Source organism: Rhizobium sp. SG741 (genome assembly GCF_012275435.1).
Lineage (GTDB): Bacteria > Pseudomonadota > Alphaproteobacteria > Rhizobiales > Rhizobiaceae > Rhizobium > Rhizobium lusitanum.
The window spans coordinates 361819-377873 of sequence record NZ_JAAZQP010000001.1; the positions used below are offsets into that span (position 1 = coordinate 361819).

Genomic DNA, 16055 nt, shown 5'->3' on the forward strand with positions numbered 1-16055 from the left:
GTTCAAAGCTTGCTTGATGGCAGAACTTCGGCCAAAGAGATGCCGGACATACAAGGAGATGCGGCAACGATGAACAGCCCCTTTCTGATAGCTGGGGAACTGGAAGCCGGAAGCCACCGGCTGGTGCAGCGAGTCTATTACGAAGATACGGATTTTTCCGGCCTCGTCTATCACGCGCGGTATCTGCATTTCCTCGAGCGCGGCCGTACGGACTACCTGCGCTGTCTCGGTGTGGAACAGCGCGAGCTTTTGAGTGCCGACGAGGAAGGGCTTGTTTTCGTGGTCCACCGTATGGAGATCGACTTCAAGGGGCCCGCCCGCATGGATGATGTGCTGCTGATTCGCACCGTCACCGAGAAAGCCGGCGGCGCGAAGATGGTGCTCTCCCAGGAAATACGCCGCGGCGACACGCTGCTGATCGCCGCCAAGGTCATCATTGCCGTAATCAACGCGAAGGGGCGACCGCGGCGGCTGCCGGAAAAGCTGGCGGCACAGATGCTCTCGGCATCGCAATCCGCTGGCTAGCAAGGCAGTCAACGTCTCGTGGGGCAAGCGGCTGCACGCAAAGATATGACCACTGTCTGCCGGTGCTTGCAAAAACTTGAGTTTTGTGTGAAGGAATTCGCGGCGCAAGATCTGTCTGCGTTTGCCGGCGGTTTCGCCCTGTCATTTCTTCCCAGGAGCTAGAATAAGCCTTCGTCGCCGTTAAATCCTTCATGTTTCGACGCTAACATTCTTTTAACCATAATAGTGTCTTACTAGTTAAGTCGGAGTTTGTGCGGTGCACGCCTTCCTTTGACCAAATTTGACGGCAAGAAGGCAATTGTAAGCTTGGAAGGCTTGACCAGGGCGTTCAGCGGCGGCTGCCAAACATTTCTTGTGAGATCACTTTTAGCCGCCCGGTCTAGCGCCGGGCGTTTGGATTCGGGGATTTTGGATCAATGGAACAAGTAGCATTGGCAGCGGCCACCACACCGGACATCACCCTCTGGTCGCTATTCATGCAGGCGGGCCTGGTGGTCAAGCTTGTCATGATCGGCCTTCTGGCCGCATCCGTGTGGACGTGGGCAATCGTCATCGACAAGTATCTGAGCTACGCGAGAGCGCGCCGGCAGTTCGATCATTTCGAGCAGGTCTTCTGGTCGGGCCAATCGCTCGAAGAGCTTTACCGGACGCTTTCGGAGCGCAATAATACGGGCCTCAGCGCCATCTTCGTCGCGGCGATGCGGGAATGGAAGAAATCGTTCGAGCGCGGCGCGCGGTCGCCGATCGGCCTGCAGATGCGTATCGACCGGGCCATGGACGTTACCTTGGCGCGTGAATCGGAACATCTGATGGCTCGCCTCGGATCTCTGGCCACCATCGGTTCGGCCGGTCCGTTCATCGGTCTGTTCGGCACGGTCGTCGGTATCATGACCTCGTTCCAGGCCATCGCCGGTTCCAAATCGACCAATCTTGCGGTTGTCGCGCCTGGTATCGCCGAAGCGCTGCTGGCGACCGCCATCGGTCTGGTCGCGGCTATTCCCGCCGTTATCGCTTACAACAAGTTCTCTGGCGATGCCGGCAAGCTTTCGGGGCGCATGGAAGGCTTCGCGGATGAATTCTCCGCCATTCTTTCGCGCCAGATCGATGAGAAGCTGCAGCCTCGTCAAGCGGCACAATAAGTAGCGGACAGAACCGGAGAACTCATATGGCAATGTCTGTTGGAGGCAAGGGTGGCGGCGGTGGCCGCCGGGGCAGCCGTCGCGGCAGCGGCCGGGGCGGCCCCATTTCCGATATCAACGTGACGCCGCTGGTCGACGTCATGCTCGTGCTGCTCATCATCTTCATGGTGGCGGCGCCGATGATGACGTCGGGCGTGCCGATCGACCTGCCGCAGACGCAGGCAGGCGCGCTGAACGCGCAGACCCAGCCGATCACCATTTCGATCAAGGCCGACGGCCAGGTCTTCTTGCAGGAAACGCAGATCCAGGCAGCAGACATTGCCGCCAAGCTGCAGGCGATCGCGACGACAGGCTACAACGAGCGCATCTTCGTGCGTGGCGACGGCAAGGCGCCTTACGGCGTCATCGCCGACGTCATGTCACGCATCCAGGAAGCCGGTTACAAGAATATCGGCCTCGTCACGCAGCAGATAACGGATCACTGATCAATCGCCATGAAGCGCAGTCTTGCCACATCTGCGGTAGTTCACATCCTGGTGCTCATCGGCGCCATGGTGACGCTGAGTGCACCGGCGCCGTTGGCGACGCCGGAAAGCACGGCGATGGATGTCGATATCGTGCCGGCAGAACAGCTCCAGCAGGGCGAGAAGAAGGCACCGGTAACCGATCACGTCTCGCGCAAACAGACGACGAGGCAGGACCAGGTCGCTAACGCCCAGAACGTTGGCGAGAACAACGTCGACATCAAGAATCCGGTCGTGCCGACCAAGCGGCCGGAAAGCGATACCGCGGCATTGGCGCCCAAGAAGGTGGACACGCCCGTTCCACAGGACGATCCACGCCCGAACGATGCCAAGACGATTGAGCAGAAGGAAACCGAGGCTGCGCCCAAGGAAGTGGCCGCCGTTCCGCAACAAAAGCCGGATGTGACGCCTACTCCCACGCCGAAGACCGATCCGACGCCGCCGACCCCGAAAGCGGATGCGACGCCGACACCGCCGCCGGCCCAACAGCCTACGCAGCAGGCCGAGATCCAACTGCCGAATAATGTTCCCGTACCGGACATAAAGCCGCAACCGACGCCGCCGAAGACCGCTGAGCAGAAGCCGGAAGTCAAGCCGACGCCGAAGCCGGACGTGAAGGTGGCCGAAGCCAAGCCGACGGACAAGACCGCAACCCAGAGTATCAGCAAGGAAAAATCAGCTGACGACGGCAAGAAGGACGCGGACAAGAAGCGTGAGTCCGCCAAGGGATCCAAGTCGACCCAGAGCGATTTCAACGAGAATGATATTGCGGCCATGCTGAACAACACATCGTCGAAGGGCGGTGCTGCAAGGTCGTCCAAGCAGGCTTCTGCCGGGGCAGAAACTCAGGTTGCCTCGCGCGGCGGGATGAAGTCGCTCGGCGGTGGTAAGCTTAGCCAGAGCCAGAAGGACGGTTTGCGCGATCTGATCGGTAAAAACTGGAACGTCATCCCAGGCATGGAAGGGGCGAGCGATGTCACGATCAAGGTTCACGTTCGTCTCGACAAATCAGGACAGATTATCGGCGCGCCTGAAGTTTCCGTCAGCGGTGGACCGGCCACGACGCAGAATGCCCTGAGAGGGGCGGCTGAGCGTGCGGTGATGAAAAGCCGATCTGATCTGCAAAAGGAAGTGAATGCCGGAGGATTGTTGCCACCGGATAAGTATGACGGCGCGGATGGTTGGAACGAGTTGGTGCTCAACTTCGATCCGAGGGACTTGGGGCTCTGATGCAGGAACTGCAGCATTCGACGAACCACTGTCCGCATATCGCTCCGTCTTTGCTCATGGCTCTGGCTGTCGTGTTCTCGGGGACAGCATCGGCCCAGTCTGCGAACGGCGCTGGTGAACATCAGCTTGAGCATGCGGCTGCAGATAGTATCCGCGACAAGATTACGAGGAATTGGCTCCGCCCGACGGACCTGCCTAGTATGAATGCGGTTCATGTCGAGGTCCGCATGAAGCTCGATCGCGATGGAAAGATTATGGGTCAACCGGAAGTCGTCGCGCGTGGCGGTCCGGAGAAGACCCAAAAAATTGTGGCGGCAAGTGCGGTGCGTGCCGTCCTCAGGGCGGCGCCTTTCACGGGTTTGCCACGCGCTCAATTCGACAATGAAACTAGTTCGGTCGAAGTTATCTTGAACTTCGAACCCGGCGACATGGCGCTTTAATGCTGAAAGGCTTGGCACATATGATCAGAAACTCCCTCGTTCGTCTCCTGCTGGTGCTGGCGGGCCTGACGGCAGCACTCGCCACTCCGGCCTATGCCGTGGTCGAGCTCAACATCAACAAGGGCAATGTCCAGCCCATGCCGATCGCCATCACCGACCTTCTGTCGAATGATAGCCTCGGCCAGCAGATCTCGGGTGTGATTGCGGCCGACCTGCAGCGTTCGGGCCTGTTCGCGCCGATCAACAAGCAGGCCTTCATCGAGAAGATCAGCAATCCGGACTCGACGCCGCGCTTCCCGGACTGGACGGCCATCAACGCCCAGGCGCTGGTGACGGGTCGCGTCACGCAGGAAGGCGGCCGCCTTCGCGCCGAATTCCGTCTGTGGGATACGTTTGGCAATAGTCAAATGGTCGGCCAGCAATTCTATGCCCAGCCGGACAATTGGCGCCGTGTCGCCCATATCATCGCCGACGGGATCTACGAGAAGATCACCGGCGAGAAGGGCTATTTCGATACCCGCGTCGTCTTCGTTGCGGAAAGCGGCCCGAAGACGGCCCGCAAGACGCAGCTCGGCATCATGGATCAGGACGGCGCCAATGCGCGCATGCTGACCGATGGCAGCGACCTGGTGCTGACGCCGCGCTTCTCGCCGAACCGGCAGGAAGTCACCTACATGTCCTTTGCCAACCAGCAGCCGCGCGTCTATCTGCTGCAGTTGCAGACGGGCCAGCGCGAACTGGTCGGCAATTTCCCCGGCATGACCTTCTCGCCGCGCTTCTCGCCGGACGGGCAGCGCGTGATCATGAGCCTGCAGCAGGAAGGCAACGCCAACATCTATACGATGGACCTGCGCTCGCGCACCACGACTCGTCTGACGTCGACGGCTGCGATCGACACTTCGCCGTCCTATTCGCCCGACGGCACCCAGATCGTCTTTGAAAGCGACCGCGGGGGCAAGCAGCAGATTTACGTGATGAATGCTGACGGTTCCAACCAGCACCGCATCTCCTTCGGCGATGGCTCCTATTCCACTCCGGTCTGGTCGCCGCGGGGCGATCTCATCGCCTTCACCAAGCAGGCCGGTGGAAGCTTCTCGATCGGTGTCATGAAGACGGACGGTTCGGGCGAGCGTCTGTTGACTACCGGCTTCCACAATGAGGGCCCGACCTGGGCGCCGAACGGCCGTGTCATCATGTTCTTCCGCGAACCGGCCGGCTCCAGCGGTCCGCAACTCTATTCCATCGATCTGACAGGTTATAACGAGCAGAAGATCCCGACCTCGGGCTTTGCTTCCGACCCGGCCTGGTCGCCGCTTCTCGAGTAACGGGGCGCTTGCCACGTTATCGCCGCAAAGTCCTGTGAGTGGACCGTTTCGGGACAATTTTAGGACACCATTAACCATATTTGTTGGAATCGGATTAACCGAACCCGGTTACAGTCTGGCAACCCTGATAGAGACTAAGGAGAGACCGGCAATGAGCCGCATCGCAACCCCGGCCGTTGGCCATATGCAAAACCTCGCCCGCAACCCGATCCTGATCGCGCTTTTCGTCGGCCTTTCGCTCGCCGGTTGTGCATCCAAGAAGGGCTTGCCGAATGATGCCAATGGTCTTGGCCTGAATGGTGCCGGCAATGCTGCTCCGGGTTCGCCGCAGGATTTCACCGTCAATGTCGGCGACCGCATCTTCTTCGACACCGACAGCTCGTCGATTCGCGCCGATGCCGGCCAGACGCTCGATCGTCAGGCTCAGTGGCTTGCCCGTTATCCGAACTATTCGATCACCGTCGAAGGCCATGCCGACGAACGCGGCACGCGCGAATACAACCTGGCGCTCGGCGCCCGTCGTGCGACTGCCACCAAGGACTATCTCGCTTCGCGCGGCGTTCCGGCTAAGCGCATGAAGACGATCTCCTACGGCAAGGAACGTCCGGTCGCGACCTGCGACGACATCTCCTGCTGGTCGCAGAACCGTCGTGCCGTTACCGTGCTCAACGGCGCTGGCTCCTGATAGGGCAAAGCACCGGTCGAAATACATAAAGGCGGTCCTCGTGACCGCCTTTACTTTTTTGACCACACTTTGGCCGAACTCCGTTGCTTTTTGAGAGCAATTGTAAAAATCTCCTGTTCGAGCCCCATGGCCCGAAGAATCAATGAGACAGGAAGATCCATATGAGAAGACTTGTCGTGGCGAGCCTGCTTTGTCTCGCTGCCGTTGCAGGCAGTGAGCGCGACGCTTCTGCCTTGTCGCTGTTCGGAATCCACCTCGGAGGCCGCGACGCCTCCGCGCAGTCGGCTCCGAACAACGCTTATCAGAGACAAGGCCAGGCGCCTGTCGTCAATGTTCAGAACAGCGATGCTGAAGTGCGTCTTCAGCAGCTCGAAGACCAGATGCGCCAGCTGAACGGCCGCGTCGAGGAGATGAGCTATCAGTTGCTGCAGATGCAGGAGCAGATTCGCAAGACGCAGGAAGACAACGAGTTCCGCTTCCAGCAGCTCGAGAAGCGCGGCGGTAGCGCCCCTGCCGCCAGCAATGCGCCGATGAAGAAGAGCGAAGCCGACGTTCCGGCCCAGGGCGCCGGCAGTCGGCAGGATGACATCGCCAGCGTCATCAGCGATTCCGGTAGCAACGGCGTGTCGCCCCAACAGGGGAGCGGCACGGGCAAGCCGCCGAGCCAACTCGGTTCGATCCAGTTCGATCAGAGCGGTAAACAGGTGGGTTCTGCCTTGACGCCGGCCAATAATGGCTCGGGCGCGCCGCCAAGCGCCAGCTCCGGAGCGCAGACGGCGTCGCTCGGCAATGAAGGTGACCAGTATAAGGCTGCCTACGGCCACGTCCTGTCCGGCGACTACAGCGTCGCCGAACAGGAGTTCCGCCAGTATCTCGACAGCTATCCGAGCAGCGCGCGGGCTGCGGACGCCAATTTCTGGCTCGGCGAAGCGCTCTATTCCCAGGGCAAGTACAACGACGCTGCCAAGACGTTTCTGAATGCGCATCAGAAATACAGCGGTTCCGAAAAGGCGCCTGAAATGCTGCTGAAGCTCGGCATGTCGCTTGCCGCGCTCGATAACAAGGATACGGCCTGCGCCACGCTTCGCGAGGTGACCAAGCGTTATCCCAAGGCTTCGAAAGCTGTTACCGGCAAGGTTGCCAGCGAAGAGAAGCGGCTTGCCTGCTGATCGCCATGCCCACTCAAGCTGTGACCGGTGCTGCCACAGCCCGTACGCCTGAAGCCGCAGCATCCGATTTTCTCCATTCCCTTTCGAAGCCTGCTCATATCCTGGTCGCCATTTCCGGCGGCAGCGATTCCACCGGTCTTCTGATCGCCCTTGCCGAGCAGCTGAAATCCTCTCCCCATTCCGCGATTACTCTTGCCGCCGCGACCATTGATCACGGCTTGCGCGCCGGCTCTACGGACGAAGCGCTAGAGGTCGCCGCGCTCTGTGCCCTTTACGGCATTCCTCATTTCGTGCGCCGTTGGGAGGGCGAAAAGCCCAAGAGCGGCATCATGGCCGCTGCCCGCGAGGCGCGCTACGGACTACTCGCCGACCTGGCATCCGAAATCTCGGCGGATGTGATCGTTACGGCTCATACCCTGGATGATCAGCGCGAGACGATGGCCATGCGTGCCGCGCGCAGAGGTGAGGGCGGGGATGGCATGGGCACCGGCATTGCCGACGCGGTGCTGTTTGATCGTCGCATCTGGATCGCCAGACCGTTTCTGGCTTGCCGGCGCATGGATATACGCGCCTATCTCGAAAGGCATGGTGTATCCTGGCTCGATGACCCCAGCAATGAGGATAGCCGGTTCGAGCGCGTGCGCACGCGCATGCGCCTCGCGCGGGAACCGGCCCCTGCTCTTTTCGTGGATGGTGGAGCAAATCGAGCCGCGCTTTCCGCAAAAGCAGCCTCATGGCTGGATGATTACGCCGCCATTCATGCGAACGCGCTTTGTGTCATCGACCGAGCGGCCTTTTCGTCAGACGAAACGGTTGTCGTCTACAGTTTGTCCTATCTTGCAGCAGCTTTCGGCGGCAAAGCCTACGGGCCTGGCCGTGGGCAAATGGAACGCATTCTCGATTTCGTGACTACGGGAAGCCCTGGGCGACGCACGGCAGGTGGGGTGGTCTTCGACCTGCGCCGCGATGCGCTCTACCTCATGCGTGAAAGCCGCAACATCGAGCCGCTGACGCTCATGCCTGGCGCGAGGGCCATTTGGGATGGCCGTTTCGAAGTGGTCAATCCAGGCCGGGCGCCTGTCCATGTGCAAGCCGCCGGGGCGGAGGGAGCGGCCTTTCTTCCTCCGGATTTGCCGAGAGGGGCTGCACAGCGCGCCCGCGCCGCGATGCCTCTGATCGAGGCGGATAAGGCCAATATGGCTGCAGACGTCACCATCTCGCCCTATCTTGCACCGTTCGACCGCTTTTTGACACGATTCGATCTCACATTCGCAGATCGGCTTTCGGTCGCTTTTGGTCGTGAAGCCTATAGGCGGCTGCCGCTTTCAGTCATATAGACGGAAAAAACATGCACCGACGCGGTTTGCCTTGGCAACGGCTTGGCGCAACCCTATGTTAGGGATCAAGTAATGCCGTCGCTTTGCGGCGGAAGTTTCAGTGCTGGGGAGTTCGATGAACCCTAATTTTCGTAATTTCGCTCTGTGGGCAATCATAGCTCTGCTGTTGATTGCCCTGTTCAGTATGTTTCAGAACGCGCCGGCACAAACAGGCTCCAGGGAAATTCCGTATTCGCAGTTCCTCCGGGAAGTTGATTCCGGCCGCGTTCGTGACGTCACCGTCACCGGCAATCGCGTCGTCGGCAGCTATGTGGAAAACGGTACACCATTCCAGACCTACGCTCCGGTCGTGGATGACAGCTTGCTTGAACGCCTGCAAAACAAGAACGTCAACATTGTTGGTCGTCCGGAGTCGGATGGCTCCTCGAGCTTCCTGAGCTATCTCGGCACGCTGCTGCCGATGCTGCTGATCCTCGGCGTCTGGCTGTTTTTCATGCGGCAGATGCAGGGAGGTTCGCGGGGTGCGATGGGCTTCGGGAAGTCGAAGGCTAAGCTTTTGACGGAAGCGCATGGCCGTGTCACCTTCGATGATGTCGCCGGTGTCGATGAAGCCAAGCAGGATCTCGAGGAAATCGTTGAATTCCTGCGCGATCCGCAGAAGTTCCAGCGCCTAGGTGGCCGCATCCCGCGCGGCGTTCTGCTTGTGGGACCTCCCGGTACGGGTAAGACGCTTTTGGCGCGCGCCATCGCCGGCGAGGCCAATGTGCCGTTCTTCACCATTTCCGGTTCCGACTTCGTCGAAATGTTCGTCGGCGTCGGCGCAAGCCGCGTCCGTGACATGTTCGAGCAGGCGAAGAAGAATGCACCCTGCATCATCTTCATCGACGAAATCGACGCGGTCGGCCGCCATCGTGGCGCCGGTCTCGGCGGTGGTAACGACGAGCGCGAGCAGACGCTGAACCAGTTGCTGGTCGAGATGGACGGCTTCGAGGCCAATGAGGGTATCATCCTGATTGCCGCGACCAACCGTCCCGACGTTCTCGACCCGGCGCTGCTGCGTCCAGGCCGTTTCGACCGTCAGGTTGTCGTGCCGAACCCGGACATCGTCGGCCGCGAGCGTATCCTCAAGGTTCATGCCCGCAATGTCCCGTTGGCTCCGAACGTCGATCTGAAGACGCTTGCCCGCGGCACGCCCGGCTTCTCCGGTGCGGATCTGATGAACCTCGTCAACGAAGCTGCGCTGATGGCCGCCCGTCGCAACAAGCGGCTGGTGACGATGCAGGAGTTCGAAGACGCCAAGGACAAGATCATGATGGGCGCCGAGCGCCGCTCTTCGGCCATGACCGAAGCGGAAAAGAAGCTCACCGCCTATCACGAAGCCGGTCACGCGATCACGGCGCTCTATGTCGCAGTCGCCGATCCGCTGCACAAGGCGACCATCATTCCGCGTGGCCGTGCGCTCGGCATGGTCATGCAGCTCCCCGAGGGCGACCGCTACTCGATGAGCTACAAGTGGATGGTGTCGCGCCTCTGCATCATGATGGGCGGCCGCGTCGCGGAAGAGCTGACTTTCGGCAAGGAGAACATCACGTCAGGTGCATCCTCCGATATCGAACAGGCCACCAAGCTGGCCCGTGCGATGGTGACCCAATGGGGCTTCTCCGACGAGCTCGGCCTGGTCGCCTATGGCGAGAACCAGCAGGAAGTCTTCCTCGGCCACTCCGTCTCGCAGTCGAAGAACGTTTCGGAAGCGACCGCGCAGACGATCGACAACGAGGTGCGCCGCCTGATCGATCAGGCCTATCATCAGGCCAAGGATATCCTCACCGAACAGCATAACGGGTTCGTGGCAATCGCCGAAGGCCTGCTTGAATACGAAACGCTGAGCGGCGAAGAGATCAAGGCCCTCATCCGCGGCGAAAAGCCTGCTCGCGATCTTGGCGACGACACTCCGCCGAGCCGCGGTTCGGCCGTGCCGAAGACCGGCGCCAAGAAGGATGGTTCGCTCGGCACCAAGGGCGATGAGCCTGAAGGTGGTTTCGAGCCGCAGCCGCGCTAGCGGATCAAGAGCACCAAACTGCAAAAATGAAGGGCCAGCTACCTCGAATAGGGAGCTGGCCTTTTGTTTTTCGGCGTGCAACAGGAGGTAATGCACTGAGCGTTGGCGAAGCGGCATGACAATCCACGGACCCGGGCGAAGTAACGCAAACGCCTTGATCCGCGAAATCGGAATATTGCCTGTCTCACGCCTATGCAGTTTTTTAGTGCTTATTAATGGTAACGCGTTGTAATAGCCGTTCTCGGTAATTTAAGTGCCGATTTTTACAATCTGTGGCATGAGCCACAAGCATCGATGCTCGTCGTGTCTCCGGAATCCGAGGCAGCGATTTCGATGCCGCTGCATCTCATGGGATGCCGCAACGACAGGAGTGCATATGAAACGTCGCTATTTCGGAACCGACGGAATTCGCGGTCAATCCAACATCTATCCGATGACGCCCGATCTTGCCATGCGCGTGGGTATCGCTGCCGGCACGATCTTCCATCGAGGTAGTCATCGACATCGGGTGGTTATCGGCAAGGATACGCGCCTTTCCGGCTATATGCTGGAGAATGCAATGGTCGCGGGCTTCACCGCAGCCGGCGTCGATGCCTTCGTTCTCGGCCCGATCCCGACGCCGGCCGTCGCCATGCTCACACGGTCATTGCGCGCCGATATCGGCGTGATGATCTCCGCGTCGCATAACCCTTACGAAGATAACGGCATCAAGCTCTTTGGCCCCGACGGGTACAAACTGTCGGACGATCTCGAAATGAAGATCGAGGATCTGCTTGAAAAGGATATGACCGAGCATCTTGCCAAGGCCGAGAATATCGGCCGCGCGAAGCGTGTTGACGGCGTGCACGACCGCTATATCGAACATGCCAAGCGCACCTTGCCGCGCGACGTCACGCTGCAGGGGCTGCGGATTGCGATCGACTGCGCAAATGGCGCTGCCTACAAGGTCGCGCCTGCCGTCCTGTGGGAGCTGGGCGCCGATGTCGTCACCATCGGCAACGAGCCGAACGGCACCAATATCAACCTCAATTGCGGCTCCACCAGCCCGGTGGCGCTCCAGAGGAAGGTGGATGAAGTGCGTGCCGATATCGGCATCGCATTGGATGGCGATGCCGATCGCGTCATCATCGTCGACGAAACAGGCACGATCATCGACGGCGATCAGCTCATGGCCGTCATTGCCGAGAGCTGGGCCGAGAGCCAGCTGCTGCGCGGCAATGGCATCGTGGCGACCGTGATGTCCAATCTCGGGCTGGAACGTTTCCTGGAAGAGCGCAGCATGTCGCTGGCACGTACGGCGGTCGGCGACCGCTATGTCGTCGAGCACATGCGCCAGCACAATTACAATGTCGGCGGCGAGCAATCCGGCCATATCGTGCTGTCCGACTATGGCACGACCGGTGACGGGCTCGTTGCTGCCTTGCAGATCCTCGTCGCGGTCAAGCGCACGGGCAAACCGGTGAGCGAAGTCTGCCGGCGTTTCGAACCGGTGCCGCAATTGCTGCGCAACGTGCGCATTTCCGGCGGCAAGCCTCTGGAGGACAATCAGGTACGGAAGGCGATCGCCGATGCGGAAAGCGAGCTTGCCCGCAACGGCCGCCTGGTCATCCGCCCCTCCGGCACGGAACCGCTGATCCGCGTCATGGCGGAGGGCGACGATCGCAGCCAGATCGAGCGCATCGTCGGTGGGCTGATCGATGTGATCTCAAGCGTCCGCACGGCTGCCTGATCGAGCATCAGCAATCCATCGGGCATATGAGATTCGTGGCCGCTCCGTTAAGGGCGGCCATGCTGCTTTCGGCGACGGCGTGGCCTTGTTCTATTGGAACATCTCGCCGGGATAGGCGCCCCAGAGCGTGTCCTGCCTGATGTATCCTTTTGCCGCATGTTCCCTGACGGAAACGCGGCACCAAACTCCGGTGCAGGAGTGCAGTGAAAGCAGCACCCGTGGTTGCAGTTCGGCAACCAGTGTTCCGGTAGGCTCCGGATCGGCGCGCAGCATTGCATTCTTCGTCAGCCAGGGTGCGACCACCGCCGTGCGCGTCGCCGAAAGAAGGGCGCTGTGCATCCACCCGGTGACGCCGGTATCGTCGCGAACCTGCCGCCAGTGGCCGTATTCGTCGATGATCTCCATGGGAAGGCCGGGCTTGATATAGATCCATTTGGTGGCATAGATCGTCGACGGGCCGACCCGCATGCGCGCCTTGTGTGCCTTCAACGAAACATAGCGTGGGATCGGCAATCCGGTCTCGCGTCCCTTGTTCCATGCCGCAGCGGCAACCGACTTCACCGGCATCGCGCCGGCAAGCGCCGCGGAATTCAGGAAGACAAGGGCAAGGCACAGGCCGGCGCATAATTTTCGATGGTAAGTCAACGACTCCCTCCTGGGCTTAACCCCCGGCTGCCGCACTGTAATGGTACGATTGTTGCCAATTGGTTTAGAAAGCCGGCCCCGGCTGTACTTGCAGATACACGCGTTTTCCGCCGCGAAGAGGGGGCTGGACGGGCGCATCCCGTTCTCTTCATTATAAAATAATCTATTCCTAATGTATAAATTAAAGTATAATTCGTGAATAGATAGGGTAAATATTCGTAGTTAATCAGGTTTTAACTCCTTTTCATCATTATCCGTGCCATGTCGTTTTGATTGGCAAGCATCTGCTGTGCCAATGGCAAGAAATTTGGAGCCAAAACCATGATGAAATTCCTGATTGGAGCACTTGCCACGTTGCTAGTCGGCACGTCAGCGTTCTCCGCTGATCTTTATACACCGGAGCCCCAGCAGCCGGCGCAGGAAGTGGCAGTCGCCCAATCCAGCGGTTGGTATCTGCGTGGCGATGTCGGCTACGCCTTTACCCACCTGCGCGGCTCGAACTACTTCCAGGGTTCGAATTCCAGCCTGGTGGATTTCAACAGCGCAAAGCTGGATGGCAACGTTACGCTTGGCGGCGGTGTCGGTTACCAGATCAACAACTACCTCCGGACGGACGTGACGCTGGACTATCTCTTCAAGTCGGACTTCAAGGGCTCGACGAAGGGTGATTGCGGCGGCTGCGGCCCTGATTTCACGGCTGTTCCGGCGACTTCCCGCGACGTGGCGTCCTTGACGGCCTACAGCTTGCTTGCCAACGCCTATGTCGATCTCGGCACCTATGGCGCGTTCACCCCTTATGTCGGTGGCGGTCTCGGCGGCACCTATGTCAAATGGAGCAATCTGAAGAACACCTCGTGCTCGGACGCCAATCCGGATTCCTGCGACGGCTCCGTCACGCATAATGGCCGCGGCAGCTGGCGCTTCACCTATGCGTTGATGGCAGGTACGTCCATCGACCTCACATGTAACCTCAAGGCCGACGTTGGCTATCGCTTCCGTCACATCCAGGGCGGCGACATGTTCGGTTACGCGGAAAACGGCGGTCCTGGCTACGACAAGGGCCTCAACCTGCATGAAGCCCGCATCGGCGCCCGCTACACCTTCGGCGGTTGCCAGACCGCAAGCTACATGCCGCCGGCCGATATCCCGATCCAGCCGCAGCCGGTCTACAAGTAAGCGTCTCTCGCGCAAGTCATTGAAAAGCCGTCCGGTTTCATCCGGGCGGCTTTTTGCTTTTTCATCTCCCTCGTTAAGCAATTGTTCGGCGTTTTAAAGCTTCATTAACCATGAATTCCCTATGGTTAATGAAATGAGAATGATGGTCATTCCGTCGCGGATCCTCGTGCTGGAGCCCGGAGCGGAAGACAAAAATCAGCCGGGTCGGTGTGCGGGCTGCGCCCGAAGGATGGAAGGCGAGGGGTAATGATCCGTTTCGACGCTCTGGCGCTGGCCACGGTGATGGCAGGCGCATCGGCGGGTGCTGCCCTTGCAGGCGACGCGCCGCCGGAAATCAAGATGCCCGAAGTCAGCGTCAAGGATGCGAAGGGGTGGTATGTCCGCGGGGATCTCGGCTACGCCGTCAACGCCAGCCGCAACGACACGACGTTCCGTGCCTATGATCCGGCTGGCGGCGATAACAGCTCCGGACGCTTCGATTCGGATCGGTTCGGCGGCAACTTTTCCGGTGGTCTCGGTGTCGGTTACCAGTTCAATGACCTGTTGCGCGCCGACGTCACCGGCGATTTCTTCAGCGGTGACTTCAATGGCAGCGTCTCAAGCGCTTCGCCTTGTTCCGGCGGGGCAGGCGGTACCGGCTGCTCCACCAAGGCGCGCTCTTCCTTCAGGGCGGGCAGCTTGATGGTGAATGGCTACGTCGATCTGGGGACGCTTGCCGGATTCACGCCCTATCTCGGTGCCGGCCTCGGCGCGACGCGGGTTTCCTGGAGCAGCGTCGATGCGGTCGGCTCGTGCATCGACGGCGCTTCGGGTTGCGGTGGCGCGGCCTCGGTCAGCGCACGCTATCCCGGCGACAGCGACTGGCGCATGACCTATGCCCTGATGGCCGGCGTCGCCTACGAGGTGGCGCCGAATGTAAAGGTCGATCTCGGCTATCGTTTCTCCCACATCGCCGGCGGCGATATGTTCGGCGATTCATCCGCAAGCGCCGGCGGGACGACGGGCCGCGATGGCGCCCTGTCGCGCCACGAGATACGCATCGGTTTGCGGGTAACCACCTGGTAGGTCGGGTGCCTACTGCGTCGTCAGCACATAGGCGATCCGGCGAAAAAAATCCCAGGTCCGGAAGAGGTGTGCGGGAACACGTCGCCACGCTGAGGATTTGGCCGCGCGATAGTCGCGGCGCCAGCCGATCATCGTGCTTTTCTGCAAGCGGCTGAAGCCGACGATATTGGTGCGCGTGCTGAAGATGGACGTCTGCATGTCCCAGCCGCGCTCGACCGCGACATCCCAGGGCAGGGACATGATGGCCAGCGACTTCACGATCTTTTGAGCCCCGCTTCGCGTCACCAGATAACACGCAGTTGATCCCTGGGGACCGAAGAGGCAACGACCGATCGCATCTCCCTTGTCGCTGCGCGTTGCGACGCGGAAGCCGCCCCAGCGGTGATTGACGAGCTTGATCAGATCGGCCGTGGGAGCTGCTTTCTTGGCTGCCATGGCGCGGGCGAGGAAATCAGCGTCCAAGGCCACATCGTCTTCGATGATGACCGCCATTTCGCCGCCATTGGCCAAAAATTGGCGCAAGGCCATCAGATGGCTGCGATAGCAGCCGTATTCTCCGGGAAGGATGATCCTGCCGTGGCGGCGTTGAAAGCGAAGGTGATCGACGTCGACCCATTGGTCGCGCGGCAAGAGTCCGCCATCGACGCCGTCGACGCGCTCGAACCGAATGCCGAGTTCATCGCTCTGCCGTTGAATTTCCGCCAGTCTGTCTGTCGCTCGATCAATGTTGATCAGATAGACAGGCACTGGCTGCGCGGGCATGAAGTGGCTTTCGGCGAGTGCAGTTAGAGACATCGAGCACACTTGTTATTTCCTGTCGGCGCAAGTCAATAAGCGCCATGCTTTATATGATTGCGTGTCGGCACAGAAACCAGCTTTTGTGAGGCTGAATTTGACCTAATTTCATTGCGTGTAACTTGCCCCATCAAACTTTTCGCACGAATCCGTGATGCAGCAACACGAGTATATTTTTCTGTTGCGCTTGCAGGCGGCTTCCAATATATCCG

The 16055-nt window shown here is 60.0% G+C and carries 15 protein-coding genes; 13 read left to right on the plus strand and 2 right to left on the minus strand.

Going from position 1 to position 16055, the window contains the following annotated elements:
• Positions 1-69: 69 nt before the first annotated feature.
• From ybgC to glmM, 11 genes are all read left to right on the plus strand, one after another.
• Positions 70-525: a tol-pal system-associated acyl-CoA thioesterase gene (gene ybgC / locus FHT29_RS01835; RefSeq protein ID WP_037196608.1), complete on the plus strand. Its 456-nt coding sequence runs from the start codon at positions 70-72 to the stop codon at positions 523-525.
• A 416-nt stretch (positions 526-941) separates the two neighbouring features.
• A complete protein-coding gene (gene tolQ / locus FHT29_RS01840) occupies positions 942-1664 on the plus strand; it encodes a protein TolQ (RefSeq protein WP_034476136.1) in 723 nt (240 codons plus the stop codon).
• Between the two features lie 26 nt (positions 1665-1690).
• Complete coding sequence (gene tolR / locus FHT29_RS01845) at positions 1691-2149, plus strand: protein TolR (RefSeq protein WP_037196507.1); 459 nt, start codon at positions 1691-1693, stop codon at positions 2147-2149.
• 9 nt (positions 2150-2158) lie between these two features.
• Positions 2159-3418, plus strand: a complete 1260-nt coding sequence (locus tag FHT29_RS01850; RefSeq protein ID WP_037196509.1) for a hypothetical protein — start codon at positions 2159-2161, stop codon at positions 3416-3418.
• Positions 3418-3858, plus strand: a complete 441-nt coding sequence (locus FHT29_RS01855) for a cell envelope integrity protein TolA (RefSeq protein ID WP_051963446.1) — start codon at positions 3418-3420, stop codon at positions 3856-3858. Before FHT29_RS01850 ends, FHT29_RS01855 begins: the two co-directional genes overlap by 1 nt.
• Positions 3859-3878: 20 nt before the next feature.
• On the plus strand, positions 3879-5183 hold the full coding sequence (gene tolB / locus FHT29_RS01860; protein WP_037196610.1) for a Tol-Pal system beta propeller repeat protein TolB: 1305 nt from the start codon (positions 3879-3881) through the stop codon (positions 5181-5183).
• A gap of 151 nt (positions 5184-5334) precedes the next feature.
• Entirely contained in the window at positions 5335-5868 is a 534-nt protein-coding gene (pal, locus tag FHT29_RS01865; protein WP_037196511.1) for a peptidoglycan-associated lipoprotein Pal, read from the plus strand.
• Positions 5869-6029: 161 nt separating this feature from the next.
• Positions 6030-7037: a tol-pal system protein YbgF gene (ybgF, locus tag FHT29_RS01870; protein ID WP_037196512.1), complete on the plus strand. Its 1008-nt coding sequence runs from the start codon at positions 6030-6032 to the stop codon at positions 7035-7037.
• A gap of 5 nt (positions 7038-7042) precedes the next feature.
• Positions 7043-8374 carry a tRNA lysidine(34) synthetase TilS gene (tilS, locus tag FHT29_RS01875; RefSeq protein WP_168599046.1) on the plus strand — a complete coding sequence of 444 codons (1332 nt, stop codon included), beginning with the start codon at positions 7043-7045 and terminating at the stop codon, positions 8372-8374.
• A gap of 115 nt (positions 8375-8489) precedes the next feature.
• Positions 8490-10433, plus strand: coding sequence for an ATP-dependent zinc metalloprotease FtsH (gene ftsH / locus FHT29_RS01880; protein ID WP_034503653.1), 1944 nt, complete (start codon positions 8490-8492; stop codon positions 10431-10433).
• Positions 10434-10809: 376 nt separating this feature from the next.
• Positions 10810-12162: a phosphoglucosamine mutase gene (gene glmM, locus FHT29_RS01885; protein ID WP_037196514.1), complete on the plus strand. Its 1353-nt coding sequence runs from the start codon at positions 10810-10812 to the stop codon at positions 12160-12162.
• A 90-nt stretch (positions 12163-12252) separates the two neighbouring features.
• On the opposite strand, the gene FHT29_RS01890 is transcribed toward glmM, so the two are convergent.
• Positions 12253-12807 carry an SH3 domain-containing protein gene (locus tag FHT29_RS01890; protein WP_047555382.1) on the minus strand — a complete coding sequence of 185 codons (555 nt, stop codon included), beginning with the start codon at positions 12805-12807 and terminating at the stop codon, positions 12253-12255.
• A 321-nt stretch (positions 12808-13128) separates the two neighbouring features.
• Here FHT29_RS01890 and FHT29_RS01895 point away from each other — a divergent pair, with 321 nt between their 5' ends.
• Both FHT29_RS01895 and FHT29_RS01900 read left to right on the plus strand, forming a co-directional pair.
• On the plus strand, positions 13129-13983 hold the full coding sequence (locus FHT29_RS01895) for an outer membrane protein (RefSeq protein ID WP_047555383.1): 855 nt from the start codon (positions 13129-13131) through the stop codon (positions 13981-13983).
• A gap of 246 nt (positions 13984-14229) precedes the next feature.
• Positions 14230-15048 carry an outer membrane protein gene (locus tag FHT29_RS01900; protein WP_047555384.1) on the plus strand — a complete coding sequence of 273 codons (819 nt, stop codon included), beginning with the start codon at positions 14230-14232 and terminating at the stop codon, positions 15046-15048.
• A 9-nt stretch (positions 15049-15057) separates the two neighbouring features.
• Here FHT29_RS01900 and FHT29_RS01905 read toward each other — a convergent pair whose 3' ends face one another.
• Positions 15058-15843, minus strand: coding sequence for a glycosyltransferase family 25 protein (locus FHT29_RS01905; protein ID WP_244655179.1), 786 nt, complete (start codon positions 15841-15843; stop codon positions 15058-15060).
• Positions 15844-16055 lie beyond the last annotated feature (212 nt).

What these genes read in the sequence shown, in the direction of transcription:
- ybgC (WP_037196608.1), top strand. Translation starts at nt 70, where the DNA reads ATGAACAGCCCCTTTCTGATAGCTGGGGAACTGGAAGCCGGAAGCCAC.
- tolQ (WP_034476136.1), top strand. Translation starts at nt 942, where the DNA reads ATGGAACAAGTAGCATTGGCAGCGGCCACCACACCGGACATCACCCTC.
- tolR (WP_037196507.1), top strand. Translation starts at nt 1,691, where the DNA reads ATGGCAATGTCTGTTGGAGGCAAGGGTGGCGGCGGTGGCCGCCGGGGC.
- FHT29_RS01850 (WP_037196509.1), top strand. Translation starts at nt 2,159, where the DNA reads ATGAAGCGCAGTCTTGCCACATCTGCGGTAGTTCACATCCTGGTGCTC.
- FHT29_RS01855 (WP_051963446.1), top strand. Translation starts at nt 3,418, where the DNA reads ATGCAGGAACTGCAGCATTCGACGAACCACTGTCCGCATATCGCTCCG.
- tolB (WP_037196610.1), top strand. Translation starts at nt 3,879, where the DNA reads ATGATCAGAAACTCCCTCGTTCGTCTCCTGCTGGTGCTGGCGGGCCTG.
- pal (WP_037196511.1), top strand. Translation starts at nt 5,335, where the DNA reads ATGAGCCGCATCGCAACCCCGGCCGTTGGCCATATGCAAAACCTCGCC.
- ybgF (WP_037196512.1), top strand. Translation starts at nt 6,030, where the DNA reads ATGAGAAGACTTGTCGTGGCGAGCCTGCTTTGTCTCGCTGCCGTTGCA.
- tilS (WP_168599046.1), top strand. Translation starts at nt 7,043, where the DNA reads ATGCCCACTCAAGCTGTGACCGGTGCTGCCACAGCCCGTACGCCTGAA.
- ftsH (WP_034503653.1), top strand. Translation starts at nt 8,490, where the DNA reads ATGAACCCTAATTTTCGTAATTTCGCTCTGTGGGCAATCATAGCTCTG.
- glmM (WP_037196514.1), top strand. Translation starts at nt 10,810, where the DNA reads ATGAAACGTCGCTATTTCGGAACCGACGGAATTCGCGGTCAATCCAAC.
- FHT29_RS01895 (WP_047555383.1), top strand. Translation starts at nt 13,129, where the DNA reads ATGATGAAATTCCTGATTGGAGCACTTGCCACGTTGCTAGTCGGCACG.
- FHT29_RS01900 (WP_047555384.1), top strand. Translation starts at nt 14,230, where the DNA reads ATGATCCGTTTCGACGCTCTGGCGCTGGCCACGGTGATGGCAGGCGCA.
- FHT29_RS01905 (WP_244655179.1), bottom strand. Translation starts at nt 15,843, where the DNA reads ATGTCTCTAACTGCACTCGCCGAAAGCCACTTCATGCCCGCGCAGCCA.